This is a genomic window from Paraburkholderia sp. UCT31, assembly GCF_014397655.1.
Classification (GTDB): domain Bacteria; phylum Pseudomonadota; class Gammaproteobacteria; order Burkholderiales; family Burkholderiaceae; genus Paraburkholderia; species Paraburkholderia tuberum.
In genome coordinates this window covers 103,892-128,987 of the sequence record NZ_VZQP01000008.1, presented here as the reverse complement: position 1 = coordinate 128,987, position 25,096 = coordinate 103,892, and the positions used below count along the sequence as shown (strand labels likewise).

The 25,096-nt window shown below is 62.5% G+C and carries 20 protein-coding genes; 19 read left to right on the top strand and 1 reads right to left on the bottom strand.

The features are described from left to right. Positions 1–4: 4 nt before the first annotated feature. The 16 genes from F6X40_RS08675 to F6X40_RS08600 all read left to right on the top strand — a co-directional run bounded on the left by F6X40_RS08675 (position 5) and on the right by F6X40_RS08600 (position 17,455). Complete coding sequence (locus tag F6X40_RS08675) at positions 5–1,789, top strand: ABC transporter permease subunit (protein WP_187627447.1); 1,785 nt, start codon at positions 5–7, stop codon at positions 1,787–1,789. Beyond that, on the top strand, positions 1,789–2,565 hold the full coding sequence (locus F6X40_RS08670; RefSeq protein ID WP_187627492.1) for an ABC transporter ATP-binding protein: 777 nt from the start codon (positions 1,789–1,791) through the stop codon (positions 2,563–2,565). Before F6X40_RS08675 ends, F6X40_RS08670 begins: the two co-directional genes overlap by 1 nt. Positions 2,566–2,740: 175 nt before the next feature. Further along, the gene (gene mnmG / locus F6X40_RS08665; protein ID WP_184069857.1) at positions 2,741–4,699 is read left to right on the top strand and encodes a tRNA uridine-5-carboxymethylaminomethyl(34) synthesis enzyme MnmG; all 1,959 of its coding nucleotides are present in this window, start codon (positions 2,741–2,743) and stop codon (positions 4,697–4,699) included. Further along, the gene (rsmG, locus tag F6X40_RS08660; protein WP_187627446.1) at positions 4,696–5,379 is read left to right on the top strand and encodes a 16S rRNA (guanine(527)-N(7))-methyltransferase RsmG; all 684 of its coding nucleotides are present in this window, start codon (positions 4,696–4,698) and stop codon (positions 5,377–5,379) included. The genes mnmG and rsmG overlap by 4 nt, the downstream gene beginning before the upstream one ends. A gap of 71 nt (positions 5,380–5,450) precedes the next feature. Continuing rightward, a complete protein-coding gene (locus tag F6X40_RS08655) occupies positions 5,451–6,242 on the top strand; it encodes a ParA family protein (RefSeq protein ID WP_187627445.1) in 792 nt (263 codons plus the stop codon). Between the two features lie 18 nt (positions 6,243–6,260). Then, complete coding sequence (locus F6X40_RS08650; protein ID WP_187627444.1) at positions 6,261–7,148, top strand: ParB/RepB/Spo0J family partition protein; 888 nt, start codon at positions 6,261–6,263, stop codon at positions 7,146–7,148. Between the two features lie 576 nt (positions 7,149–7,724). Next, complete coding sequence (locus F6X40_RS08645) at positions 7,725–8,270, top strand: ATP synthase subunit I (RefSeq protein ID WP_187627443.1); 546 nt, start codon at positions 7,725–7,727, stop codon at positions 8,268–8,270. A gap of 165 nt (positions 8,271–8,435) precedes the next feature. Further along, positions 8,436–9,287, top strand: a complete 852-nt coding sequence (atpB, locus tag F6X40_RS08640; RefSeq protein ID WP_184069851.1) for a F0F1 ATP synthase subunit A — start codon at positions 8,436–8,438, stop codon at positions 9,285–9,287. An 81-nt stretch (positions 9,288–9,368) separates the two neighbouring features. Beyond that, entirely contained in the window at positions 9,369–9,638 is a 270-nt protein-coding gene (atpE, locus tag F6X40_RS08635; RefSeq protein ID WP_007180033.1) for a F0F1 ATP synthase subunit C, read from the top strand. A 136-nt stretch (positions 9,639–9,774) separates the two neighbouring features. Beyond that, a complete protein-coding gene (locus tag F6X40_RS08630) occupies positions 9,775–10,245 on the top strand; it encodes a F0F1 ATP synthase subunit B (RefSeq protein ID WP_187627442.1) in 471 nt (156 codons plus the stop codon). Between the two features lie 2 nt (positions 10,246–10,247). Further along, on the top strand, positions 10,248–10,787 hold the full coding sequence (locus tag F6X40_RS08625) for a F0F1 ATP synthase subunit delta (protein WP_184051706.1): 540 nt from the start codon (positions 10,248–10,250) through the stop codon (positions 10,785–10,787). A 56-nt stretch (positions 10,788–10,843) separates the two neighbouring features. Then, positions 10,844–12,385, top strand: a complete 1,542-nt coding sequence (atpA, locus tag F6X40_RS08620; RefSeq protein WP_187627441.1) for a F0F1 ATP synthase subunit alpha — start codon at positions 10,844–10,846, stop codon at positions 12,383–12,385. Positions 12,386–12,525: 140 nt separating this feature from the next. Further along, the gene (gene atpG / locus F6X40_RS08615; protein WP_184069847.1) at positions 12,526–13,410 is read left to right on the top strand and encodes a F0F1 ATP synthase subunit gamma; all 885 of its coding nucleotides are present in this window, start codon (positions 12,526–12,528) and stop codon (positions 13,408–13,410) included. 101 nt (positions 13,411–13,511) lie between these two features. Next, positions 13,512–14,906, top strand: coding sequence for a F0F1 ATP synthase subunit beta (atpD, locus tag F6X40_RS08610; protein WP_184036913.1), 1,395 nt, complete (start codon positions 13,512–13,514; stop codon positions 14,904–14,906). A gap of 158 nt (positions 14,907–15,064) precedes the next feature. Next, positions 15,065–15,490 (top strand): F0F1 ATP synthase subunit epsilon, encoded by a 426-nt coding sequence (locus F6X40_RS08605; protein ID WP_008917918.1) that lies wholly within the window; start codon positions 15,065–15,067, stop codon positions 15,488–15,490. Between the two features lie 234 nt (positions 15,491–15,724). After that, the gene (locus F6X40_RS08600) at positions 15,725–17,455 is read left to right on the top strand and encodes an AMP-binding protein (RefSeq protein WP_187627440.1); all 1,731 of its coding nucleotides are present in this window, start codon (positions 15,725–15,727) and stop codon (positions 17,453–17,455) included. A gap of 815 nt (positions 17,456–18,270) precedes the next feature. Here the strand turns inward: F6X40_RS08600 and F6X40_RS08595 are convergent. After that, complete coding sequence (locus F6X40_RS08595) at positions 18,271–19,062, bottom strand: transporter substrate-binding domain-containing protein (protein ID WP_187627439.1); 792 nt, start codon at positions 19,060–19,062, stop codon at positions 18,271–18,273. Positions 19,063–19,356: 294 nt separating this feature from the next. Here F6X40_RS08595 and hemE point away from each other — a divergent pair, with 294 nt between their 5' ends. From hemE to F6X40_RS08580, 3 genes are all read left to right on the top strand, one after another. Then, a complete protein-coding gene (gene hemE, locus F6X40_RS08590) occupies positions 19,357–20,457 on the top strand; it encodes a uroporphyrinogen decarboxylase (RefSeq protein ID WP_187627438.1) in 1,101 nt (366 codons plus the stop codon). A 474-nt stretch (positions 20,458–20,931) separates the two neighbouring features. Next, a complete protein-coding gene (locus F6X40_RS08585) occupies positions 20,932–23,169 on the top strand; it encodes a primosomal protein N' (protein WP_187627437.1) in 2,238 nt (745 codons plus the stop codon). Between the two features lie 169 nt (positions 23,170–23,338). Next, positions 23,339–24,769, top strand: a complete 1,431-nt coding sequence (locus F6X40_RS08580; protein ID WP_187627436.1) for a YeiH family protein — start codon at positions 23,339–23,341, stop codon at positions 24,767–24,769. Positions 24,770–25,096: the final 327 nt, after the last annotated feature.

Below are 25,096 nucleotides of genomic sequence, written 5' to 3'. Positions count from 1 at the left end.
CACGATGAAACGAATCATGCAAAAGAAGTTCTTCTGGTTGTTCCTCGTGGTGCTGTTCGCTTTGCCGGTTCTGCCGCATCCGATCCATGTACCCGAGTACTGGGTCACGCTGCTGAACTACATCGGTCTCTATTCGATCGTTGCGATCGGCCTCGTGCTGTTGACCGGCATCGGCGGGATGACGAGCTTCGGGCAGGCCGCGTTCGTTGGCATCGGCGCGTATGCAACCGCGTATCTGACGACGAACTTCGGCGTGTCGCCGTGGCTCGCACTGATTGCGGGCGTGATCGTCACTGCGCTGGTTGCGCTGATGCTCGGTCTCGTGACGATGCGCCTATCCGGCCACTTTCTGCCGCTCGGCACGATTGCGTGGGGGCTCGCGCTGTTCTACCTGTTCGGCAATCTCGACATCCTCGGCAAGTACGACGGCATCAACGGCATCCCGGTGTTGAATGTTTTCGGGATCAACCTCGAGTCCGGCCGCCATATCTATTACCTGATCTGGGTGGTCGTGCTCGGTGCGGTCGTCTCTGTTCAGAATCTGCTTAATAGCCGGCCGGGTCGCGCAATCCGCGCGTTGCGCGGCGGTGGTCTGATGGCCGAGGCAATGGGCGTCAACACCGGCTGGATGCGCGTCGTGATTTTCGTCTATGCGGCAGTGCTTGCGTCGGTTTCGGGTTTTTTGTACGCGCACTTGCAGCGCGCCGTGAATCCGACGCCGTTTGGACTGAATCACGGCATCGAGTTCCTGTTCATGGCGGTGGTGGGCGGCGTCTCGCATGTCTGGGGCGCGGTGCTCGGCGCGGCGATCCTGACCGTGCTGCAGGATTATTTGCAGACGCTGCTGCCAAAACTGCTCGGCGAGAACGGCAACTTCGAAGTGATCGTGTTCGGCATCATCATGGTGCTGCTTCTGCAGTACGCGCGGCAGGGCGTCTGGCCGTTCGTCGCGCGCTTTTTCCCGCGTGGTCCGCGGGCGCATCTCGCCGATCACGCGGATCCTCTGCCGCAGCGCAACAAGCCACAGACCGGCGAAGACCTGCTGACGGTGAACAAGGCGCGCAAGCAGTTCGGCGGTCTCGTCGCGGTGAACGACGTCAGCTTCGAGGTCAAAGCAGGGCAGATCATCGGGCTGATCGGACCGAACGGCGCGGGTAAGTCGACGACCTTCAATCTCGTGACCGGTGTGCTGCAGGCGACAAGCGGCGAGATCACGTTCCGCGGCGAGCGCATCGATGCGCTGAGTTCGCGTGAAATCGTCAAGCGCGGCATCGGCCGGACGTTCCAGCACGTGAAGCTGCTGCCGGGTATGACCGTGCTCGAGAACGTCGCGATCGGTGCGCATCTACGTGGCCATGCGGGCGTGTGGCGCAGTGTCGTGCGGCTGAACAGCTCCGAAGAGCAGCGGTTGATGGCCGAAGCCGCTCGGCAGATTCGCCGCGTCGGCCTCGAACAGCACATGTATGACGAAGCGGGCAGCCTGGCGCTTGGTCAACAGCGGATTCTCGAAATTGCGCGCGCCCTGTGCTGCGACCCGACTCTGCTATTGCTCGATGAACCGGCCGCTGGTCTCCGGTATCAGGAAAAGCTTCAGCTCGCCGAACTGCTGCGCAGACTGAAGACAGAAGGGATGAGCGTGCTGCTCGTCGAGCACGACATGGATTTCGTGATGAATTTGACGGACCGGCTCGTGGTGATGGAGTTCGGCACGCGGATCGCTGAGGGCCTGCCGCAGGAAGTCCAGCAGGATCCGGCGGTGCTCGAAGCGTATCTGGGTGGGGTGGAATGATGGACGACATGACAACGACCGGCGTGGCGGCGGCGGGACCGATTCTCGAAGTGAGCCAATTGTCCGTCCGCTACGGCAAGGTTGAAGCGCTGCACAATGCGGCGATCAAGGTGCGGGCGGGGCAGATCGTCTCCGTGATCGGCCCGAACGGCGCGGGAAAGTCGACGCTGCTGAATGCGATCATGGGCGCGTTGCCGACGTCCGGGCATGCGAAAGGCGCGGTTTCCTATCAGGGCGACGACGTCAGCGCGACGCCGGTCGAAAAACGCGTTGCGCTTGGAATGTGCCTGGTGCCGGAAAAGCGCGAGCTTTTCGCTTCGATGACCGTCGAGGACAATCTGCTGCTTGGCGCCTACCGGCGCAAGCGAGCAGGGGAGCGCAACTTTCTCGATCAGCTGGAACCGGTGTTCGAACTGTTTCCGCGGCTGAAGGAGCGACGCAAGCAGGCGGCCGGCACGCTTTCCGGCGGCGAGCGGCAGATGCTCGCGGTCGGCCGCGCCCTGATGGGCAAGCCCGATCTGCTGATGCTGGACGAGCCGAGCCTCGGTCTCGCGCCGCTGATCGTGAAGGAAATCTTTCACATCATCAGCGCCTTGCGGCAGACGGGCGTCGCGACGCTGCTGATCGAGCAGAATGCGCGCGCTGCATTGCAGATTTCGGACTACGGCTACGTGCTGGAAACCGGCGAGTTGGCACTGGAAGGACCGGCAACCGACCTCGCGCAAAATCCCCGGGTGATCGAAACCTATCTCGGTCTTGCCAAAAAGGTCGCATAAGCCCGCACTTATTTCGCTGATCGCTGTCTCTGGAAGCGGTGTGTTTCACGTGAAACACCCCGCTTTTTTATTGTTTCACCATTCGGACGAAATTCGGGCCGAAACTGAACCCGTTATAATTCGCCCATACATTTCTTTTGAAGGCTCACGCGACGATCTGGCGTGAGATCCCGCGATGCTTTTTCCCTCAGAATTTGACGTAATCGTCGTCGGTGGCGGTCATGCCGGCACCGAAGCTGCGTTGGCGTCGGCGCGCATGGGCAACAAAACGCTGCTTTTGACCCATAACATCGAGACCCTTGGTCAGATGAGCTGCAATCCGTCGATTGGCGGCATTGGCAAAGGCCATCTGGTCAAGGAGGTCGACGCGCTCGGTGGCGCCATGGCGGCCGCTACCGACGAAAGCGGCATCCAGTTTCGGATCCTGAATTCGTCGAAAGGACCGGCGGTCCGCGCGACGCGCGCTCAGGCTGACCGCGTGCTGTACAAAGCGGCGATCCGCCATCGTCTAGAGAATCAGCCGAACCTCTGGCTATTTCAGCAGGCCGTCGACGATCTGATGGTCGAGGGCGACCGCGTGGTCGGCGCCATCACGCAAGTGGGTATTCGTTTCCGGTCGCGCGCGGTGGTGCTGACGGCGGGCACGTTCCTCGACGGCAAGATTCACGTGGGGTTGAACAACTACACCGGTGGACGCGCGGGCGACCCGGCTGCGGTTTCGCTGTCGGTGCGGTTGAAAGAGCTGAAGCTACCGCAGGGCCGGCTTAAGACCGGTACGCCACCGCGAATCGACGGTCGCACGATCGACTATTCGCAGCTCGAAGAGCAGCCCGGCGATCTGGACCCGGTGCCGGTGTTCTCGTTCCTCGGGCGTGTCGAGCAGCACCCGCGCCAGGTGCCGTGCTGGGTCACGCATACGAATCAACGGACACATGACATCATTCGCGGCGGTCTCGATCGCTCGCCAATGTACACAGGCGTGATCGAGGGGGTGGGGCCACGCTATTGCCCGTCGATCGAGGACAAGATTCACCGGTTTGCGTCGAAGGAATCGCATCAGATCTACCTCGAGCCGGAAGGTCTGACGACCAACGAGTTCTATCCGAACGGGATCTCGACGAGCCTGCCCTTCGACGTGCAGCTCGAGCTGGTGCGTTCGATGCGCGGCCTCGAGCATGCGCATATCCTGCGCCCGGGCTACGCGATCGAGTACGACTATTTCGATCCGCGTGGCCTGAAGGCATCGCTAGAAACGAAGGTGATCAGTGGCCTGTTCTTCGCCGGACAGATCAACGGGACGACCGGCTACGAAGAGGCAGCTGCACAGGGCACGCTGGCCGGCATCAACGCCGGTCTGTTCGTGCAAGGCAAGGAAGCATGGTGTCCGCGTCGCGACCAGGCTTATCTCGGTGTGCTCGTGGACGATCTAGTCACGCGCGGGGTGTCCGAGCCGTACCGGATGTTCACGAGCCGCGCGGAATACCGTCTGAGCTTGCGCGAAGACAACGCCGATATGCGGCTGACGGAGATCGGGCGCGAACTTGGCGTGGTCGATGACGCTCGCTGGGACGCCTTCAGTCGCAAGCGTGACGCTGTTTCACGTGAAACACAGCGCTTGCGTTCAACCTGGGTCAATCCTAAGACCTTATCGGCAGAAGAGGCGACCGCCTTGCTTGGCAAGTCAATCGACCACGAATACAGTCTCGCGGACCTGCTGCGTCGTCCGGGCGTCAGCTACGACGGCGTCTGCGGGCTGCGTGACGGCACTTGTGGCGCGCCCGAAGCACTTGCGGAAGACCCCGTGCTGCTCGCGCAAATCAAGGAACAGATCGAAATCGGCGTCAAATATCAGGGCTACATCGACCGACAGGCCGGTGAGATCGAACGCAACGAGGCGCAAGAGAACACGCGTCTGCCTGACGGGCTGGACTACACCGAGGTCCGTGGGCTGTCGTTCGAAGCTCGCCAGAAGTTGATGCAGTTCCGGCCGGAAACGATCGGACAGGCGTCGCGTATTTCCGGTATCACGCCTGCCGCGATCTCGCTGCTGATGGTCCATCTGAAGCGTGGCCTCGGGCGTCGTCCGTCGAAGTCCGCCGAGCCCGGCGCCGACAGCACGCCGGTGGTTCAATGACGGCAGCGCAGAGGGGAATCGACCAACAGGCCTTGGCGTCATTGCTGGCGGAAGGTGTCCGTGAACTTGGTCTCGAACTCAGCGACGCGCAGCAGCGCAAGCTGCTCGATTACGTCGCGCTGCTCGCGAAGTGGAACAACGTCTACAACCTGACAGCGATCCGCGATCCGAGGCAGATGCTAATCCAGCACATTCTCGATTCGCTATCGATCGTGCCGCACCTGGCGCCGCGCGGGCCGTCGTCGGTGCTCGACGTCGGTTCGGGCGGGGGGCTGCCGGGCATCGTGCTCGCGATCGTGCTCCCCGATTGGACCATCACGACGAACGACATCGTCCATAAGAAGACTGCCTTTCAGTCGCAGGCGAAGGCGGAACTGGGCCTCGCGAACCTGTCGGTTGTGACCGGTCGGGTGGAGACGCTGCGGCCTGGCGCCGAAGTACCGGCAAAGTTCGACGTAATTGTCTCGCGCGCGTTCGCAGAACTCTCGGATTTCGTTACACTGGCCCGTCATCTGGTTGCGGAGCAGGGCGCAATTTGGGCGATGAAGGGTATGCGGCCGGATGCCGAAATCGCGCGTCTGCCGGCGGGCGCTCGCGTGGAACAGATCATCCGGCTGAACGTGCCGTCGCTCGACGCCGAGCGGCATCTGATCGAGGTGCGAGTGGACCCCGAAAGCTGACGGCCGCTTCGGCCTGTCAATACCCTCAACGATTTTCACTTCATCCAAGCAGCAAAAGGGACACACCAACGATGGCAAAAATCTTCTGCGTTGCGAACCAGAAGGGCGGCGTCGGCAAGACGACCACCACAGTCAATCTGGCCGCGAGCCTGGCAGCGCAGGGACAGCGAGTCCTTCTCATCGATCTGGACCCGCAAGGCAACGCCACGATGGGCAGCGGCATCGACAAGGCCGAATGTACGAACACGGTCTACGAGGTGCTCGTGGACAACGTGTCGGTGGCCGATGCGCGCGTACGGCCCGAGGCGGTCGGATACGACGTGCTTCCCGCGAACCGCGAGCTCGCGGGCGCCGAGGTCGAACTCGTCAGCGTGCAGAATCGCGAGCGTCAACTGAAGGCGGCGCTCGCCGGGGTCGAGGGCGAGTACGATTTCGTGCTGATCGATTGCCCGCCGGCTTTGTCACTGCTGACGCTCAACGGACTATGCGCCGCGCACGGCGTCGTCATTCCGATGCAGTGCGAATACTTCGCGCTCGAAGGGCTGTCCGACCTCGTCAACACGATCAAGCAGGTCCATGCGAATCTGAATCGCGACCTCAAGGTGATCGGTCTGCTGCGCGTCATGTTCGATCCGCGCATTACGTTGCAACAGCAAGTCTCGGATCAATTGAAAGAGCACTTCGGCGACAAGGTCTTCGACGCGGTGATTCCACGCAACGTGCGATTGGCCGAGGCGCCCAGCTATGGGCTGCCCGGTGTGGTGTTCGACAGGGCGTCGCGAGGCGCGCAGGCGTACGTGCAGTTCGGCGTCGAAATGATTGAGCGGGTGCGCGCGCTGAATGACGCGCCCCAGGCATCCTAAGCGGATCGAGGAAGCACGATGAACGCAGTAGCAAGAAAGAAGGGACTGGGCCGCGGTTTGGAGGCATTGCTCGGCGGCACCGCCGCTATCACCGAGGCAGCGGTGATCGACGGCGCACCGAACGTATTGCCGCTCGGCAAGATGCAGGCGGGCAAATACCAGCCGCGCACGCGCATGGACGAAGGCGCGCTGCAGGAGCTTGCGGCGAGCATCCGCGCGCAAGGGCTGATGCAGCCGATTCTCGTGCGTCCGATCGCGGCGGACCGCTATGAGATCATCGCGGGGGAGCGGCGTTTTCGCGCGGCGCGGCTCGCGGGCCTCGACGAGGTGCCGGTGCTTGTGAAGGACGTGCCCGACCAGGCCGCCGCGGCGATGGCGCTGATCGAAAACATCCAGCGCGAGGATCTGAATCCCCTCGAAGAGGCCCAGGGGATCCAGCGCCTGCTCGACGAATTCAATTTCACGCATGAGCAGGCGGCAGAGTCGGTGGGCCGCTCGCGCAGCGCGGTGTCGAACCTGCTGCGTCTGCTGAACCTTGCGACACCGGTACAGACGATGTTGCTCGCCGGCGATCTCGACATGGGCCACGCTCGCGCGCTGCTCGCCGTCGATGCCGCGACGCAGATCACGCTGGGCAACCAGGTCGTCAACAAGCGCCTGTCTGTGCGCGAGACGGAAAAGCTGGTTGCGATGACCACGAAGGTGACGCCGGCGGCCAAGGCCCGCGCGAATCCGGACGGCGGCCGTGACACGCGACGCCTGGAAGAGGAACTGTCGGACCTGCTGTCCGCTACGGTGAAAATCAAGCTCGGCCGACGCGGTCGCGGCCAGGTGCTGGTGGACTTCGGCGATCTCGACGCGCTGGAAGGCATTCTGGTTCGTTTGCGCGGGAACGCGAACGTCTGAGCACAGATTGGCGCTCAGCAGGCAAGAGTGGTGAACGGCTGGCGGCCTGTGCATGAGCACTGCCGCGAGTTGGTCTACCTCGGTGCGAGCGGCTATTGTGGATTCCAAAACAACCGATGCACGAATAATCAGGAATCCTAGCTTCAGACGCTCCACATTCACCCGATAATCATCCTGACGAGCCGCTATCAAAAGCGACCCGATCATCATTGAAATTTGCGGTGAGGCTGATTCCAGCTCATTAGAAGAGCTATCCCGTTCAGCCCTTAAAAAAGAGGCATTTGTTGCATTTTCGAGACGTCTGCCGCTGGGTCGGAACGCACTGCCAACGAGCTTCGATCCACGCGACCACCCGCACGGGTTTTGCCGCCCCCCGCCCGCCTTACATTTGACGTGTTTCGCGTCGTTAGCGTACGTTTTACCGCATCGTGAAGGGAAGTTTCACGCGGTTATAGGCTGGCCTAAAGTCTTGAATTGCCTGCAACTATCGCTTACAATCGCCCGGATTTAATTGCACGGCAACCCCGTAAGCGCTGCGTAAAGTCGCGGGCTGAACGAGACTTTCGGAACATTGCGATGGCGGTCAAAACGTCGAATCTGTCGCCGGAGAATGGTGACGACAGACACCGCGCTGAACGCTCCGCACCCGAGATGTCCTCCAGTCGGCAGTTCGATCCGGCCGAAGCGTGGGATGACGCGCAGGAAGATAACAATATCGTTCCGCTCACGCGGGCCGAGGCGGAAAAGCTGTTTGGTCCCGGCGTGGGTCGTCCATCGCGCGTAACGCCGTTCAGGGTCGTCGCAGCGCAAATGGTTTTGTCCCTGGTCGCAACGCTGTTGTGGTGGCTGTTCTACGAGCCGCCGGGTGCTGCTGCGCTGTCCGCGTTCCTCGGGGGGGCGATCTGCTGGGTGCCGGGCGCGTTGTTCGCGGCACGACTGAAAAAGCAGGGCGGCGCCGAGACCGTGATGAGCTGGATGATCGGCGAAGCACTCAAGATGGGGACAACGATTGCGATGTTTGTCGCAATCGCCTTCTGGTATCACGACGTACGCTGGATTCCGCTGCTCGTGACCTACCTCATCGCGCTGAAGACTTACTGGATCGCCTTGGCGTGGCGCTAAGGTAGCAGCACAAAAAACAGCAGCAAAAAGAATTTAAGGCCGGCGCGCAGCGCCGGCACGGGTGTGCGGGTGAGACAGGGCCCGCACCCGGCGCGTTCCCGCAACACAGTGTTCCGGCAGGAGCGGCCTCGAACGATTTTCGACAATTTGGGTGGCTTTAACGATATGGCAGCTAGCGAAGGCACACGCGCAATGGATCCGTCCGAGTACATCGCGCACCACTTGCAGAACTTTTCCACCGCACACCAGACGTCGATTTTCGACATCCATGTGTGGAATCTCGACACCCTTTTCTGGTCGATAGTGTGCGGCCTCGTCACGATCTTCGTGCTGCATCTGGCAGCCCGCAAGGCAACGGCCGGCGTGCCGGGTCGCTTCCAATGCGCGATCGAAATGCTTGTCGAAATGGTCGAGGATCAATCGAAGGCCATGATCCACGGCTCGCGCACCTTCATCGCGCCGCTCGCGCTGACCGTGTTCGTCTGGGTCGCGCTAATGAACTCACTCGACTTCATTCCCGTCGACCTGCCGGGCCGTGTGATCGGCTGGCTGGGTCTGTCCGAAGCCATCCCGCACCACCGCATCGTGCCGACCGCCGACCTGAACGGCACGATCGGTATCGCGCTCGGCGTGTTCGTGCTGATGATTTACTACAACTTCAAGATCAAGGGCGTTGGCGGCTTCGTGCATGAACTGCTGTCCGCTCCGTTCGGCGCGCATCCGCTGCTGTGGATCCCGAACCTCGCACTGAACATCATCGAGTTCGTCGCGAAGACGGTCTCGCTCGGCATGCGGTTGTTCGGCAACATGTACGCGGGCGAACTGTTGTTCCTGCTGATTGCCCTGCTCGGCAGCATCTGGAGCTTCGGCGCGGACACGACGGTGCTTGGCTTCATCGGCCACGTGGTCGCCGGCACAGTGTGGTCAATCTTCCACATCCTGATCGTTCTGCTGCAGGCGTTCATTTTTATGATGCTGACGCTGGTGTACATCGGCCAGGCACACGACACGCACTAACCTGCGTTGTCGGCAAAGAATCGTAGTTTTTCAAATCCCAGTTCCAACCAGTTCTAAAAGACTTTTCACAAAGGAGTGATCATGCAAGCTTTCATCGCCAACATCCAGGGTCTGACCGCCATCGGTATCGGCATCATCATCGGCCTGGGTGCTATCGGCGCCTGTATCGGTATCGGTCTGATGGGCGGCAAGTACATCGAAGCATGCGCCCGTCAACCGGAACTGATGAACCCGCTGCAAACCAAGATGTTCCTGCTGGCTGGTCTGATCGATGCGGCGTTCCTGATTGGCGTTGGTGTGGCAATGCTGTTTGCGTTCGCGAACCCGCTGCTCTCGAAGCTGGCAGGCTGAGGTTCCTCGGAGGTTTGCGCCTGAGCTATAACAGGTAAAGGCGCAGGGCGGAACGGGTACTGGGGCGCTGATCGAGCAGAATCGATGAGCGCCTTGCCGTTTCACTTTCCGAACTAGCAACGTTTAAGGAAACACCGTGAATCTCAACGCAACCCTGTTTGCGCAAATGGTCGTGTTCCTGATCCTCGCGTGGTTCACGATGAAATTCGTGTGGCCGCCGCTGATCAACGCCATCGACGAGCGCGCGAGGAAGATCGCCGACGGTCTGTCCGCCGCGGAAAAGGGCAAGCAGGAACTCGAAGCCGCTCACAAGCGCGTCGACCAGGAACTGGCTCAGGCTCGCAACGACGGCCAGCAACGCATTGCCGAGGCTGAAAAGCGCGCTGTCGCAGTCGCCGACGAAATCAAGGCTCAGGCGCAGGCGGAAGCCGCCCGCATCATCGCGCAGGCGAAGGCCGACGCGGATCAGCAAGTCGTGAAGGCGCGCGAAGCGCTGCGTGGCGAAGTTGCTGCACTCGCTGTGAAGGGCGCTGAACAGATCCTGCAGCGCGAAGTCGACCAGGCGGCTCATGCTGACCTGCTGAATCAACTGAAAGCCGAGCTCTGATCATGGCCGAACTTGCAACCATCGCCCGTCCGTACGCGGAAGCGCTGTTTGGCGTGGCCGAAGCTGGTGACATCGCCGCCTGGTCCACGCTCGTGCAGGAGCTGGCACAGGTTGCGCGTCTGCCCGAAGTGCTGTCGATCGCCTCGAGCCCGAAAGTGAGCCGTGCCCAGGTAAGCGATCTGCTGCTGGCCGCGGTCAAGTCGCCGCTCAAGGACGACGCGCAAGCGAAGAATCTGGTGCAGATGCTGGTGGACAACCATCGCCTGCAGCTGCTGCCGGAAATCGCCTCGCAGTTCGAAGAGTTGAAGAACGCCCGCGAAGGGGCAGCAGATGTGCTGATCGTCAGCGCATTCCCGCTCGAAGGTGCGCAGTTGAACGAACTCGTCGCAAGCCTCGAACGCAAGTTCAAGCGCAAGCTGAAGCCGACGGTCGAAGTCGATCACTCGCTGATCGGCGGCGTACGCGTGACGGTCGGCGACGAAGTGCTCGATACCTCGGTCCGCGCGCGGCTCGCCAGCATGCAAACGGCCCTGACGGCCTGAAGCGCTTCGCGTTTTAGCGGCTGGCACGCAACAGAATTGACTATCAGGAGCGAATAATGCAACTCAATCCCTCTGAGATCAGCGAGCTGATCAAGAGCCGGATCCAAGGCCTTGACGCGAGCGCAGACGTTCGCAACCAGGGCACCGTGATCTCCGTGACCGACGGTATCGTGCGTATCCACGGCCTGTCGGAAGTGATGCAGGGCGAAATGCTCGAATTTCCGGGCAACACCTTCGGTCTCGCGCTGAACCTCGAGCGCGACTCGGTCGGCGCCGTGATTCTGGGTGAATACGAACACATTTCGGAAGGCGACATCGTCAAGACGACGGGCCGCATTCTGGAAGTGCCGGTGGGTCCGGAACTGCTCGGCCGCGTGGTCGACACACTCGGCAACCCGATCGACGGCAAAGGCCCGATCAACGCGAAGAAGACCGATGCAATCGAAAAGATTGCTCCGGGCGTGATCTGGCGTAAGTCGGTTTCGGAACCGGTCCAGACCGGTCTGAAGTCGATCGACGCGATGGTGCCGATCGGCCGTGGCCAGCGTGAGCTGATCATCGGCGACCGTCAGTGCGGCAAGACCGCAGTCGCAGTCGACGCGATCATCAACCAGAAGGGCAAGAATCTCGTCTGTATCTACGTCGCGATCGGCCAGAAGGCTTCGTCGATCATGAACGTGTTGCGCAAGCTGGAAGAAACTGGCGCGCTGGAGTACACGATCGTCGTGGCCGCTTCCGCTTCGGAATCGGCCGCGATGCAATACCTCGCGCCGTACGCCGGCTGCACGATGGGCGAATACTTCCGCGATCGCGGCCAGGACGCGCTGATCGTTTATGACGACTTGACCAAGCAGGCTTGGGCATACCGTCAGATCTCGCTGCTGCTGCGCCGCCCGCCGGGCCGTGAAGCTTACCCGGGTGACGTGTTCTATCTGCACTCGCGTCTGCTCGAGCGTGCTGCTCGCGTCTCGGAAGAGTACGTCGAGAAGTTCACCAATGGTGAAGTGAAGGGCAGGAGCGGTTCGCTGACGGCACTGCCGGTCATCGAAACGCAGGCAGGCGACGTGACCGCATTCGTTCCGACGAACGTGATCTCGATTACCGACGGCCAGATCTTCCTTGAAACCGACCTCTTCAACGCAGGTATCCGCCCGGCAATTAACGCTGGCGTGTCGGTGTCGCGTGTGGGTGGCGCGGCTCAAACGAAGGTCGTGAAGAAGCTGTCGGGCGGTATCCGTACCGACCTGGCGCAGTACCGCGAACTCGCTGCGTTCGCGCAGTTCGCATCGGACCTCGACGAAGCGACCCGCAAGCAGCTCGAGCGCGGCCGCCGCGTGACGGAACTGCTGAAGCAGCCGCAGTATCAGCCGCTGCAAGTGTGGGAACTGGCTGTGTCGCTGTTCGCGGCGAACAACGGCTATCTCGACGACCTCGAAGTTGCTCAAGTCCTGCCGTTCGAAAAGGGCTTGCGCGACCACCTGAAGTCGAGCCATGCTGACCTGGTCAAGCGTATCGAAGATACCAAGGAACTCTCGAAGGACGACGAAGGCCTGCTGCACACGGCCGTCAAAGACTTCAAGAAGTCCGGCGCTTATTGATCCGCGAGTGATCCGCAAGGCATAAACGGACCTTGAAGCGGCGCGGGCCGCATGCGAATGCTCCCGCGCTACTTCGGCCGCATTGCATGGGACCCGAGTAAGCGCTAAAGCGCTAACTCGGGCCGACAAAGGAGCAAGCAATGGCTGGAATGAAGGAAATTCGCGGCAAGATCAAGAGCGTGCAAAACACGCGCAAGATCACGAAAGCGATGGAGATGGTGGCCGCCTCCAAGATGCGCCGCGCTCAGGAGCGCATGCGCGCTGCTCGCCCGTATGCCGACAAGGTCCGCGATATCGCCGCGCACATGAGCCGTGCGAACCCGGAGTATCGTCACCCGTTCATGGTGTCGAACGAAGGCGCGAAGGCGGCCGGCATCATCCTCGTCACGACCGATAAAGGTCTGTGCGGCGGGATGAACACCAACGTGCTGCGTGCGTCGCTGCAGAAGTTCAAGGAACTGGAAGGCCAGGGCAAGACGATCGAGGCAACCGCGATCGGCAGCAAGGGCCTGGGCTTCCTGAACCGACTGCAGGCGAAAGTCGTGTCGAACGTCGTGCAACTGGGCGATACGCCGCATCTGGAAAAACTGATCGGCGCTGTGAAGGTGCAGCTCGACCTGTACTCGGAAGGGAAGATTTCGGCGGTGTACCTCGCGTACACGCGCTTCGTCAACACGATGAAGCAGGAGCCGGTGATCGAGCAACTGCTGCCATTGTCGGCGGACCAGTTCGAGCGCACGGAAGAAGACGGTACGACGCCGAGCACGCAGTGGGACTACATCTACGAGCCGGATGCGCAGGCAGTGGTGGACGAACTGCTGGTGCGTTATGTCGAAGCGCTGGTCTATCAGGCCGTCGCGGAAAACATGGCATCGGAGCAGTCGGCCCGCATGGTCGCGATGAAAGCCGCTTCGGACAACGCGAAGACGGTCATCAACGATCTGCAGCTCGTCTACAACAAGAGCCGTCAGGCCGCGATCACGAAAGAACTGTCGGAAATCGTCGGTGGAGCGGCGGCCGTCTGACCCCGGTCCGGCAGGTCGTTGCGTGTGCGCCCGAGCGGCGCGCCCATCGGAGAAACTGCGCCTTTGCGCGAGTGAAGAATTGAGTATCTAAAGGAAAAGCGATGAGTACTACTGCTTTGGTAGAAGGCAAGATCGTACAGTGCATCGGCGCGGTGATCGACGTGGAATTTCCGCGTGAAACCATGCCGAAGATCTACGACGCGCTCATTCTGGAAGGTTCGGAACTGACGCTCGAAGTCCAGCAGCAGCTGGGCGACGGCGTGGTCCGTACCATCTGTCTGGGTGCTTCGGATGGTCTGCGCCGCGGCACGATCGTCAAGAACACGGGCAACCCGATCAGCGTGCCGGTCGGCAAGCCGACCCTCGGCCGTATCATGGACGTGCTTGGCCGTCCGATCGACGAAGCCGGCCCGATCTCGAGCGAAACCACGCGTGCGATCCACCAGAAGGCTCCGGCGTTCGACCAACTGTCGCCGTCGACCGAGCTGCTCGAAACCGGCATCAAGGTTATCGACCTGATCTGCCCGTTCGCGAAGGGCGGTAAGGTGGGTCTGTTCGGTGGCGCCGGCGTGGGCAAGACCGTGAACATGATGGAACTGATCAACAACATCGCGAAGGAACACGGCGGCTACTCCGTGTTCGCCGGTGTGGGCGAGCGTACCCGCGAAGGGAACGACTTCTATCATGAAATGAAGGACTCGAACGTTCTCGACAAGGTCGCGCTGGTGTACGGCCAGATGAACGAGCCGCCGGGCAACCGTCTGCGCGTCGCGCTGACCGGCCTGACGATGGCCGAGCACTTCCGTGACGAAGGCCTCGACGTGCTGTTCTTCGTCGACAACATCTACCGTTTCACGCTGGCCGGTACCGAAGTGTCGGCACTGCTCGGCCGTATGCCGTCGGCAGTGGGCTATCAGCCGACGCTGGCTGAAGAAATGGGTAAGTTGCAGGAGCGTATTACGTCGACCAAGACTGGCTCGATCACATCGGTGCAGGCCGTGTACGTCCCTGCAGACGACTTGACCGACCCGTCGCCGGCTACGACCTTCGGCCACCTCGACGCAACCGTCGTGCTGTCGCGTGACATCGCTTCGCTCGGTATCTACCCCGCGGTGGACCCGCTCGATTCGACCTCGCGTCAGATCGACCCGCACGTGATCGGCGAAGAGCACTACTCGATCACGCGCGGCGTGCAGCAAACGCTGCAGCGCTACAAGGAACTGCGCGACATTATCGCGATTCTGGGCATGGACGAACTCGCGCCGGAAGACAAGCTTTCCGTCGCGCGCGCTCGCAAGATTCAGCGTTTCCTGTCGCAGCCGTTCCACGTCGCTGAAGTGTTCACGGGTTCGCCGGGCAAGTACGTGCCGCTGAAGGAAACGATCCGTGGCTTCAAGATGATCGTCGAAGGCGAGTGCGACCACCTGCCGGAGCAAGCGTTCTACATGGTCGGCACGATCGACGAAGCCTTCGAAAAAGCCAAGAAGATCCAGTAAAGGTCGGGTGTAACGAAGCGGGCGCCGACCTCGCGCATCACGGCTGCCAAAACGGTAGTGTTGCGCCAAGCCAGCGTCTCTGATTACGCTCAACCCGCCTTGCATGGGACGGGAGTCAGCACTCAAGCGCTAACTCTCGTCGACAGGAGTCGACACATATGGCAACCATTAAAGTAGACGTCGTCAGCGCGGAAGAGGAAATCTTCTCGGGCCAGGCGAAGTTCGTCGCGCTGCCAGGCGAAGCGGGTGAACTCGGCATTCTGCCGGGCCACACGCCGCTCATCACGCGGATCCGTCCGGGTGCGGTGCGCATCGAAGTTGAAAACGGCGAAGAAGAGTTTGTGTTCGTCGCCGGCGGCATCCTCGAAGTCCAACCGGGTGCAGTGACGGTTCTCGCCGACACCGCGATCCGCGGCAAGGATCTCGACGAAGCCAAGGCCGAAGACGCACGCAAGCGTGCGGAAGAGGCGCTGCAGAACACGGGCTCGAACCTCGAGTACGCGACCGCACAGGCGGAACTCGCGTACGCGACGGCGCAACTCGCGGCAATCCAGCGTTTGCGCAAGCTGCGCGGCCAGCACTAAAGCAGCACGTAGTGGAAGAAAGCAGCCTGCGCGGCTGCTTTTTTTTGATAGCCAGTTGACGTTTACGTAAAGGTCGGCAAAATCCACGAGGTTGGAGAAACGGACGGTCACCGCTCGCCGCGGTCGATGCGACGCGGTGCGGGTAAGACTTGATGCCGGCCGGATACGCGCCGGTGCACAATCGATTTCAAATTCATTTCAATCGAGCGCGCTTGCGCTCACGGAGACAACACCATGGCAACGCATAGCTCGGGAGAAGGTGCGCTCATCGAACCCGCGGATGGACTGTCGTATGTGCGCGGGTCGACTGAAAATCCGTTGAGCGAAGCGACCGTCGGCGAGCTTCTGCGCGACACCGCGGCGCGCTTTCCCGACCGGCCGGCCGTGGTGTTTCGGGAGCAGCGCATCCGCTGGACGTGGAGCGAATTCGCGCAGGAAGTGGATGTGCTTGCGTCCGGGCTGCTTGCACTCGGCATCGCGAAGGGCGATCGCGTCGGCATCTGGTCGCCGAACCGCGTCGAGTGGCTGCTGACGCAGTTCGCGACCGCGCGTATCGGCGCGATCCTCGTCAACATCAATCCTGCCTACCGGCTCGCGGAGCTCGAATACGCGCTGAACAAGGCCGGTTGCAAGACGATCATCACCGCCGAGCGCTTCAAGACGTCGATGTACCTCGAGATGCTGCAGGAACTCGCGCCCGAATTGGCGACGCAGCCGCCGGGTGAACTGCATGCCGCGCGGCTGCCGGAACTGCGCTACGTGATCCGCATGTGCGACACGGAGACGCCAGGCATGCTGAGCTTTTCCGACGTGATCGAGCGTGGCCGTGCGTCGTTCGACGCCACTCGGCTCGATGCGATCGGCGCGACGCTGTCGTGCCGGGAGCCGATCAACATCCAGTTCACGAGCGGCACGACGGGCAATCCGAAGGGCGCGACGCTGACGCATCGCAACGTCGTGAACAACGCGCGCTATATCGCGATGGCGATGCGGCTCAGCGAGCAGGACGGCCTGTGCATTCCAGTGCCGCTGTACCACTGCTTCGGGATGGTGCTGGCGGTGCTAGCGTGCGTGTCGGTCGGGGCGAACATGGTGTTTCCGGGCGAGGGCTTCGATCCGGCCGCGACACTCACCGCGACCGCGGAGGAAAAATGCACCGCGCTGCACGGCGTCCCGACGATGTTCATCGCAGAACTCGACCATCCGAGCTTCCCCTCGTACGACTTCTCGCGGCTGCGCACCGGCATCATGGCGGGCTCGCCGTGCCCGATCGAGACGATGAAGAAGGTCGTCTCGAAGATGCACCTGAGCGAGATCACGATCGCCTACGGCATGACGGAAACCAGCCCAGTCTCGTTCCAGAGCTCGACGACCGATCCGCTCGACAAGCGTACGACGACAGTCGGGCGCATCCAGCCGCATCTCGAAGTGAAAATTGTCGATCCGCTCGGCAATATCATGCCGGTCGGCGAAACGGGCGAGCTATGCACGCGCGGCTACTCGGTGATGCTCGGTTACTGGGGGGACGACGCGAAGACGCACGAGAGTATCGTCGACGGCTGGATGCATACGGGCGACCTGGCGACGCTCGACGCCGAAGGCTATTGCAACATCGTAGGCCGGCTGAAGGACATGCTGATTCGCGGCGGCGAAAACATCTATCCGCGCGAGATCGAGGAGTTTCTGTTCCGTCACCCGAAGATCCAGAGCGTGCAGGTGTTCGGCGTGCCCGATACCAGGTATGGCGAAGAAGTTTGCGCGTGGATCGTGCTGCGGACCGGCGAACAGGCGACGGCAGAAGAAATCCAGCAGTTCTGCCAGGGACAGATTGCGCATTACAAGGTGCCGCGATATATCCGCTTCGTCGATGAACTGCCGATGACCGTGACCGGCAAGGTGCAAAAATTCGTGATGCGCGAACGGATGATCGGCGAGTTGAAACTCAGAGAGGACAAGACGGCATGACGCCGCCGCAGCACGCTGCGCAGCCAAATATGCCAAATAGGTACGGTAGAACAGGAGTTGCGCGGCGAGGATTCGTCGCGCGCAAACGTTTGAGCAGGCGAAAAAAAAGCGGGCCTGGAGCCCGCTAAAAACCACACGCTACGGGGTTAGCGCGAGGAGACCAAAGATGGGACGGTTATCACGACGCCCCTGCGTCGATGACGGCCCCAGCAGGGATGCCCCTTTACAGGGCTTCGGCAAGCGCCGACCGGCAAGTGCATCGTATCCGCTCACACCACGCACACAGCCACATCCGTGTTGAAACCGTTGAGGGCATTGTGGGCGAATTACCCTAGGAACGCGGTAACAAAGTGTTTCAGGTTGTAACGCCCGCCAGATAAGGCGCTGCGGGATTTATTGCCAAAATGAAACCTTTAAAACGTAGTTATTACCGATGACTACGCCGCAATTTAATACGCATGATTGATGCCATTCATGACGCCTGGTGCAGCAGAAATTGGGTCACTCATCAGCGTGAAATGGTTGCGTCTGCAGCTTTCGAGCGACGAATTTCCTGCGGAACCAGCGCTGTGACCCTGCCCCGAAATACATCGCAATTCGATGAAAAACCTGTGATGCAATGCAGCAAAGCGAATCCGCTTGTGCGGCGTATTGGAAAGGGGCGCATCGCTGCACCTTGGACCTGACCCGGACAGTTATACGACCCGACGACGTCGCCCTTCGTTACATCATCGCCGGCACCCAAATCTCCAGGCGCGCGCAGGCCGCCCTCGCAATCAGTCAGCAGCTGACGCCCTCCAACGGACACGGTCGGCTTACTTCAACCACTTGTCCGAGATAGTCTGATACTCGCCGGTCGCTCGAGCGAGATGCAGCCACTGATCGACGTATTGCTGGAACGCGATATCCCCGCGCGGTAGCAACCAGGCCTTCTCGCCGTACTGGAACGGCTTGTCCGGATGCACCGAGCAGAGGCCGGGATTGAGTTTCTGCTGCAGCAGCGTTTCCGACGCATCCGTCACCATCACGTCCGCCTTGCCCGCGAGGATCTGCTTGAAGATCGTCACGTTGTCCGGATAAACGGTCACGTTTGCGTGCGTGAAGTATTGCTTCGCGAACTTCTCGTTGGTGCCCCCCGGATTGACGATCACACGTGTGGACGGTTGATCGATCTGCGCGACCGTCTGATATTTGTTGACGTCGTCGCAACGGACGATCGGCGTTTTGCCGTCGATCATGTAAGCCTGTGTGAAGAACGCATGCTTCTGGCGCTCGAGCGTCGGCGACACACCGCCAATGCCGATGTCGCACTTTGCGACGAAGTCGTTCATCAGGTTCGACCACGACGTCTTGACGAACTCGACCTTCACGCCGAGCGACTTCGCGAGCGATTCAGCCATGTCGATATCGATGCCCTCGAACTGGCCATCGCCCCTGTAGAACGAATACGGCTTGTAGTCGCCGGTAGTGCAAGCGCGCAGCGTGCCGCGGCTGATGATGTCGTCGAGCCTGGACGGCGCGGGCGCGGCGTTTTGCGCGCTGGCTACGCCGACGTGCATCAGGACGCCGGCGAGCGCGCCGAGCATTGCGAGTGCTGCCTTCTTCATCGAGTCTCCTGGTGGTGTGTAGTGTGCAATTCATCGGTAAAGCTGTCGGATAGTAGCTTGGCAGCGCGGGCTTGAACATCGGCCGTTCAGCCAGGGCGACCCGGGCAGCGGAAGACATCGACCCTGACCCGTGCGGGCAGTGGCGCGCGGTAGTTGATCGAGGTGCGTCCGAGCTGCTTTCCGCCCGCTTACCACGACGCGCCGCCGCAACATTCATTACCCCGCGACGCGCGATGTCCGGAGCCGCCTCCGGTAAAATGCTCATTTGCCCTCAGCTCTTCAGTCGCACGCAACGTGGCCCATCAACTCCTGAACGACACTTTTCTGCGCGCGCTGCTGCGCCAGCCCACCGACTACACGCCGATCTGGCTGATGCGGCAGGCTGGCCGCTATCTGCCGGAATACAACGCCACGCGCGGCCGCGCGGGCAGTTTCCTCGGTCTCGCGAAGAACCCGGCTTTCGCGACGGAAGTCACCTTGCAGCCCCTCGATCGCTATCCGCTCGACGCCGCAATCCTGTTCTCCGACATCCTGACCGTGCCCGACGCGATGGGCCTCGGTCTCGAGTTCGTCAACGGCGAAGGGCCGAGATTTGCCCGTCCGGTGCGCACCGAAGACGACGTCGTGCGCCTGGCGGTGCCCGACATCGACGCGACACTGCGCTATGTGACCGACGCCGTGCGTGAAATCCGCTCGGCGCTGAAGGACGCGCAAGGCCGCCAGCGCGTGCCTCTGATCGGCTTCTCAGGCAGCCCGTGGACGCTCGCGTGCTACATGGTGGAAGGCGGTGGCTCGGCGGACTTTCGCACCGTCAAATCAATGCTGTACGCGCGTCCCGATCTGCTGCAGCGGATTCTCGAGGTCAACGCGCGCTCGGTCGCGGCATATCTGAACGCGCAGATCGAAGCTGGCGCGCAAGCGGTGATGATTTTCGACACATGGGGCGGAGCGCTCGCCGATGGCATCTATCAGCGCTTTTCGCTGCGCTACATCGAGCAGGTGGTCAGCCAGCTGAAGCGCGAACACGACGGCGAAAAAGTGCCCGTCATCGCGTTCACGAAGGGGGGCGGCCTGTGGCTCGACGACATCGCCGCGAGCGGCGTCGACGCGGTGGGCCTCGACTGGACAGTGAACCTCGGCAAGGCGCGCGAACGTGTCGGTGGCAAGGTGGCGCTTCAGGGCAACATCGATCCGTCGGTGCTGTTTGCGCCGCCTGCCGCGATCCGCATGGAAGCGCGCGCGGTGCTCGACAGTTTCGGCAACCATCCCGGCCACGTTTTCAATCTGGGTCACGGCATTTCACAGTTCACGCCGCCAGAGCATGTTGCTGAACTGGTCGACGAAGTACATCGTCACAGCCGCGCTATTCGTAGTGGCGCACATACGCCCGCATGAGTGTGTAATCATTACCGTTTCTTGTTGCACCGCAGCGAATTGGGCTCTCGCCCTAAGGACCGCAGCTCCGCGAATAGGCCGCCAGATGGTGGTCTTACGAAAGTCAAGAGCTGACTTATGCACACTTCGCACGCTGCGGCGCGGTAGAGACTTTAATCGTGCCCCGACCCTTGCACATACTCGGCGCATTTGATCTGAGCCTTGTCCGGCAAGGGTTTGCGGGGCGCGTGACGAAATGTGCGGAATCCCACACAAGGCCGTCGCGGCGCCGTTTGCGGCCCATCGAAGCGAAGTTCTCAACAAAGTTATCCACAGGGCCGCGAGCCGAGCGCAATTGTTCAGTCGAATCCAAAACTTAGCGGTGAAATTAAGGTTTTACTTTAACTTCGACGGCTTCGCGTCCCATGCGACCCACCCCGCGCCGCGAGTTGGCCTCGTGCCGGCTCATCCTCAGCGCCACGCCGAGTGAACGAAATGTTCGTCCGCGTCGCGCTCGACCATCCGCTGCCGACCCTGTTCGACTACCGCTGCGACATCTCCGGGGCGGCTGTCGTAGGCACGCTCGTCAGCGTTCCGTTTGGCAAGCGGCACGTGGTGGGGCTCATTTGCGAAGTGACCGCTCACAGCGACGTGCCGGCCGAGCGCCTGCGTGATGTGGATCAGGTCTGCACGGCGTGTCCGCCGGTGTCGACACATTGGCTCGCGCTTGCCGCATTCGCCGCGGACTACTATCAGCGCGGTCTCGGCGAAGTGGCGCTGCCGGGGCTGCCGCAGGCGCTGCGCGACGCGTCGCGCTGGTCGCGGCTGTTCGCCCCGGAAGAGCGCTATCGGTTGACGGCCGAGGGCCGCACGGTATTGCCTGACGCCTTGCCGGCCCGCGCGACCGCGCTCCGAGCGCTCGCGCAAGCGCTCGCTCGAGCCGACTTCCTCCTCGCTGCCGACGCCCGCGCGCTGCATCCGAAGGCGCTGGCGACACTCGACACATGGCAGACGGCAGGCTGGGTCACGCTCGATGTGATCGACGCCGCCACGGTGCCCGCCGCCGCGTCGCTGCCGAACATGCCCGCGCCTGCCCTGCCAACCCTCACCGACGAACAGGCGAGTGCCGTCGAAGCGATCCGCGACGCCCACGGCTTCGCGCCGTTCCTGCTGCACGGGGTGACGGGCAGCGGCAAGACCGAGGTGTATCTGCGCGCGCTCGCCGCGATTCTGGCCGGCAAGCCCGACGCGCAAGCGCTCGTGCTGGTACCGGAAATCAACCTGACGCCGCAGTTCGAGGCGGCGTTCCGCGCCCGCTTCGCCGCGCTCGACGCCAGCGCGATCGTCACGCTGCATAGCGGCCTCGCCGAAGGCGAGCGCGCCCGCAACTGGTTCGCCGCGCACACCGGCCGCGCGCGCATCGTGCTCGGCACGCGGCTCGCGGTGCTCGCGTCGCTGCCGCGGCTGGCGATCATCGTCGTCGACGAGGAGCACGATCCGGCCTACAAGCAGCAGGAAGGCTTGCGCTATTCGGCGCGCGATCTCGCGATCTATCGGGCGAAGCAACTCGGCGTGCCGGTCGTGCTTGGCTCGGCGACGCCGTCGCTCGAGAGCTGGTGGCAGGCAGATCAGGGCCGCTACGAGCGGCTCACGCTGTCGCGCCGCGCCGTCGCCGAGGCCGCACTGCCGAGCGTGCGTCTCATCGATCTCGAAGACGAGCGCCGGCGCGGGCGGGCATCGATCGAAGGTTTGTCGGGCCCGTTGATCGCCGCGATAAAGGCGCGGCTCGAACGCGGCGAGCAGAGCCTCGTGTTCCTCAACCGCCGTGGCTACGCGCCGCAACTCGCCTGCGACGCGTGCGGCTGGGTGGCCGGTTGTCCGCGCTGCAGCGCCTACGTCGTGCTGCACAAGCCCGAGCGCGCGCTGCGCTGCCATCACTGCGGCTGGGAGTCTCGTATCCCGCGTTCGTGCCCGGAGTGTGGCAACGTCGATATCGCACCGCTCGGGCGCGGCACGCAGCGCGTCGAGGAAACGCTTGCGAGCGCGGTGCCGGGCGCCCGTGTGCTGCGTATCGATGCCGACAGCACGCGCCGCAAGGGCAGCGCGCAGGCGTTGTTCTCGGACGTGCACGCGGGCGAGGTCGATATTCTGGTCGGCACGCAGATGATCGCGAAGGGACACGATTTCCAGCGCGTGTCATTGGTTGGCGTGCTGAACGCCGATACCGCGCTGTTTTCGCATGATTTCCGCGCGAGCGAGCGCCTGTTCGCGCAGCTGATGCAGGTGAGCGGCCGCGCGGGCCGCGCCGGTCTGCCGGGCGAAGTGCTGGTGCAGACGCGCTATCCGCGTCACGCGCTGTATCACGCGCTGTGCCGTCATGACTACGTCGGCTTCGCCAATGCGACGCTCGCCGAGCGACGCGACGCGCACCTGCCGCCGTTCGTCTACCAGGCGCTGTTGCGCGCCGAAGGCCGCACGCTCGAAGCGGCGCTCGCGTTTCTGCAGCAGGCCGCCGCCGAACTTGCGCGGATTCCTGCCGCCGGGCGCGTCACCGTCTACGACGCAGTGCCGCTCACGATCGTCAAGGTGATGCACGTGCATCGCGCGCAACTGCTGATCGAAAGCGCATCGCGCGCGGCGCTGCAGGCTACGCTGCGCGCGTGGCAGCCACTGTTGCGCGCGCTCAAGGGCGTGCTGCGCTGGAACCTCGAAGTCGATCCGCTCGACATCTGACGCCACGGGCCAGATGACGCCCGCCATACTTCTTTGAGTCATATCCATAGAGCGAATGATCGTTTCGCTTTGCGATCCCGCTCGCCTATAGTCGCCAAATTGGCGCATTTTGGGGCTAAACGACAATAACTTCGCGCCGATGCCACTCAACTTTCGCGGGGCATGTGCAATGAGCGACACCCATCACACCGTGCCGGAGGGCGCCGCGCCGGGTCAGCGGCAAGGTACACAAGACGCGCAAACCGCACGAGGCAGCGGCTTTTCGCTGACCGAAGACTGGCTCGCCGCGGGCGTCGGCCTGCTCGTGATCGTGATCGCGTGGGCGCTGTTCGCGTCGGGCAGCAGCATCAAGTGGCTCGCGGTCGCGCCGGCCAAATGGTCGAGCGTCGCGCAGGCCGCGCAGGACATCGGCAAGCATCTACCCAACTACTTCGCGCTATTCGCGACATTCGCGGTGCTGTTCGGCGCGAGCGTCGCCCTGCTCCGGCAGCGCGTCGGCGCGTTTCTCGCCGCCTTCATCGTGGTGTTCGTCGCTTCCGCGCTGATTCTGACGCTCGGCGCATGGGTCGACGCGTCCAGGTACAACCTCGAGCCGCCGCTCGTCGCGCTCGCGCTCGGGCTGCTCGTGTCGAACCTGTTCACGCTGCCGGAGTGGCTCGCGGCCGGGCTGCGCGTCGAGTTTTACATCAAGGTCGGTATCGTGCTGCTCGGCGCGACGCTGCCGTTCACGCTGCTCGTGTGGGCCGGTCCGGTCGCGGTCGTCCAGGCGAGTATCGTGTCATTGGTGACGTTCTTCGTGATCTTTCTCGTCGCGCGAGCATTCGGACTCGATCGACGCTTTGCCGCCGTGCTCGGTGTCGGCGGCGCGGTGTGCGGCGTGTCGGCAGCGATCGCGATTGCCGGCGCGGTACGGGCGAAACGCGAGCAGGCGTCGGTCGCGATCACGCTGGTCGTGCTGTGGGCGATCGTGATGATCTTCGTGCTGCCGTTCGCGTCGCGCTCGCTCGGACTGCCGACGGCCGTCGCCGGCGCCTGGATCGGCACCTCCGAATTCGCCGACGCCGCGGGCATCGCCGCTGCCCAGGCCTACGGCGATTTCGCGCGCCACGCGGGCGGCGCGATCGCCGGCGCGCCGGAAGCGTCGTTGCAGGCCTTCACGCTGATGAAGGTGGTCGGCCGCGACATCTGGATCGGCATCTGGGCGTTCGTGCTCGCAATCGTCGCGACGACGCGCTGGGAAGCGCAGGACAGCGGCGTCGCCGCGCGCGCGAATGCCGGTGAGATCTGGGCGCGTTTCCCGAAGTTCGTGATCGGCTTCGTGATCGCGTCGGCGTTGGTCACGTGGATCGCGAGCCATTATTCACTCGCCGATTACCGTAAGGTCGTCACGCCGGAGTTCGTCGCGCCGATCACGGTGCTGCGCACGTGGGCGTTCACCTTCTGCTTCCTGAGCATCGGTCTGACGACGCGCTTCCGCTCGCTTGCCGCGACCGGTCTGAAGCCGTTCCTCGCGTTCACAGCGGGCGTGGTGGTCAATATCGCGATCGGTTACGCGCTGTCCGCACACGTGTTCGCGTCGTACTGGAACAGCCTCGGATAACGCCGTGAAGATTTCGATGGATCGTGGCGCCGGCGCTGCGCCATACATAGGCGCCGTAGAGCGCAGCAGCGCGGCGGACGCGCCCTGCTGCGCCGCATGCCGGCATCGCGTGAGCGAACGGGATGCGCTCGAGCGGCGTATCCCAGGGCTTGCCGTGTTCAGTTCAGGGTTCGGCGCGAGCGTCGCCGATAGCCGACTGTGTGGTCTGCATGACCAGTTGGTATCGCCCGGCGATGTCTGTGCGCGGTTCGAGCCGGTTGCGCCGTCGCTCGGGCCGCGCTGATCCAACAAGCAATCTTCAGGCGCAAATCCCCGCGCCAAGCCAGT

What these genes read in the sequence shown, in the direction of transcription:
- F6X40_RS08675 (WP_187627447.1), top strand. Translation starts at nt 5, where the DNA reads ATGAAACGAATCATGCAAAAGAAGTTCTTCTGGTTGTTCCTCGTGGTG.
- F6X40_RS08670 (WP_187627492.1), top strand. Translation starts at nt 1,789, where the DNA reads ATGGACGACATGACAACGACCGGCGTGGCGGCGGCGGGACCGATTCTC.
- mnmG (WP_184069857.1), top strand. Translation starts at nt 2,741, where the DNA reads ATGCTTTTTCCCTCAGAATTTGACGTAATCGTCGTCGGTGGCGGTCAT.
- rsmG (WP_187627446.1), top strand. Translation starts at nt 4,696, where the DNA reads ATGACGGCAGCGCAGAGGGGAATCGACCAACAGGCCTTGGCGTCATTG.
- F6X40_RS08655 (WP_187627445.1), top strand. Translation starts at nt 5,451, where the DNA reads ATGGCAAAAATCTTCTGCGTTGCGAACCAGAAGGGCGGCGTCGGCAAG.
- F6X40_RS08650 (WP_187627444.1), top strand. Translation starts at nt 6,261, where the DNA reads ATGAACGCAGTAGCAAGAAAGAAGGGACTGGGCCGCGGTTTGGAGGCA.
- F6X40_RS08645 (WP_187627443.1), top strand. Translation starts at nt 7,725, where the DNA reads ATGGCGGTCAAAACGTCGAATCTGTCGCCGGAGAATGGTGACGACAGA.
- atpB (WP_184069851.1), top strand. Translation starts at nt 8,436, where the DNA reads ATGGCAGCTAGCGAAGGCACACGCGCAATGGATCCGTCCGAGTACATC.
- atpE (WP_007180033.1), top strand. Translation starts at nt 9,369, where the DNA reads ATGCAAGCTTTCATCGCCAACATCCAGGGTCTGACCGCCATCGGTATC.
- F6X40_RS08625 (WP_184051706.1), top strand. Translation starts at nt 10,248, where the DNA reads ATGGCCGAACTTGCAACCATCGCCCGTCCGTACGCGGAAGCGCTGTTT.
- atpA (WP_187627441.1), top strand. Translation starts at nt 10,844, where the DNA reads ATGCAACTCAATCCCTCTGAGATCAGCGAGCTGATCAAGAGCCGGATC.
- atpG (WP_184069847.1), top strand. Translation starts at nt 12,526, where the DNA reads ATGGCTGGAATGAAGGAAATTCGCGGCAAGATCAAGAGCGTGCAAAAC.
- atpD (WP_184036913.1), top strand. Translation starts at nt 13,512, where the DNA reads ATGAGTACTACTGCTTTGGTAGAAGGCAAGATCGTACAGTGCATCGGC.
- F6X40_RS08605 (WP_008917918.1), top strand. Translation starts at nt 15,065, where the DNA reads ATGGCAACCATTAAAGTAGACGTCGTCAGCGCGGAAGAGGAAATCTTC.
- F6X40_RS08600 (WP_187627440.1), top strand. Translation starts at nt 15,725, where the DNA reads ATGGCAACGCATAGCTCGGGAGAAGGTGCGCTCATCGAACCCGCGGAT.
- F6X40_RS08595 (WP_187627439.1), bottom strand. Translation starts at nt 19,062, where the DNA reads ATGAAGAAGGCAGCACTCGCAATGCTCGGCGCGCTCGCCGGCGTCCTG.
- F6X40_RS08585 (WP_187627437.1), top strand. Translation starts at nt 20,932, where the DNA reads ATGTTCGTCCGCGTCGCGCTCGACCATCCGCTGCCGACCCTGTTCGAC.
- F6X40_RS08580 (WP_187627436.1), top strand. Translation starts at nt 23,339, where the DNA reads ATGAGCGACACCCATCACACCGTGCCGGAGGGCGCCGCGCCGGGTCAG.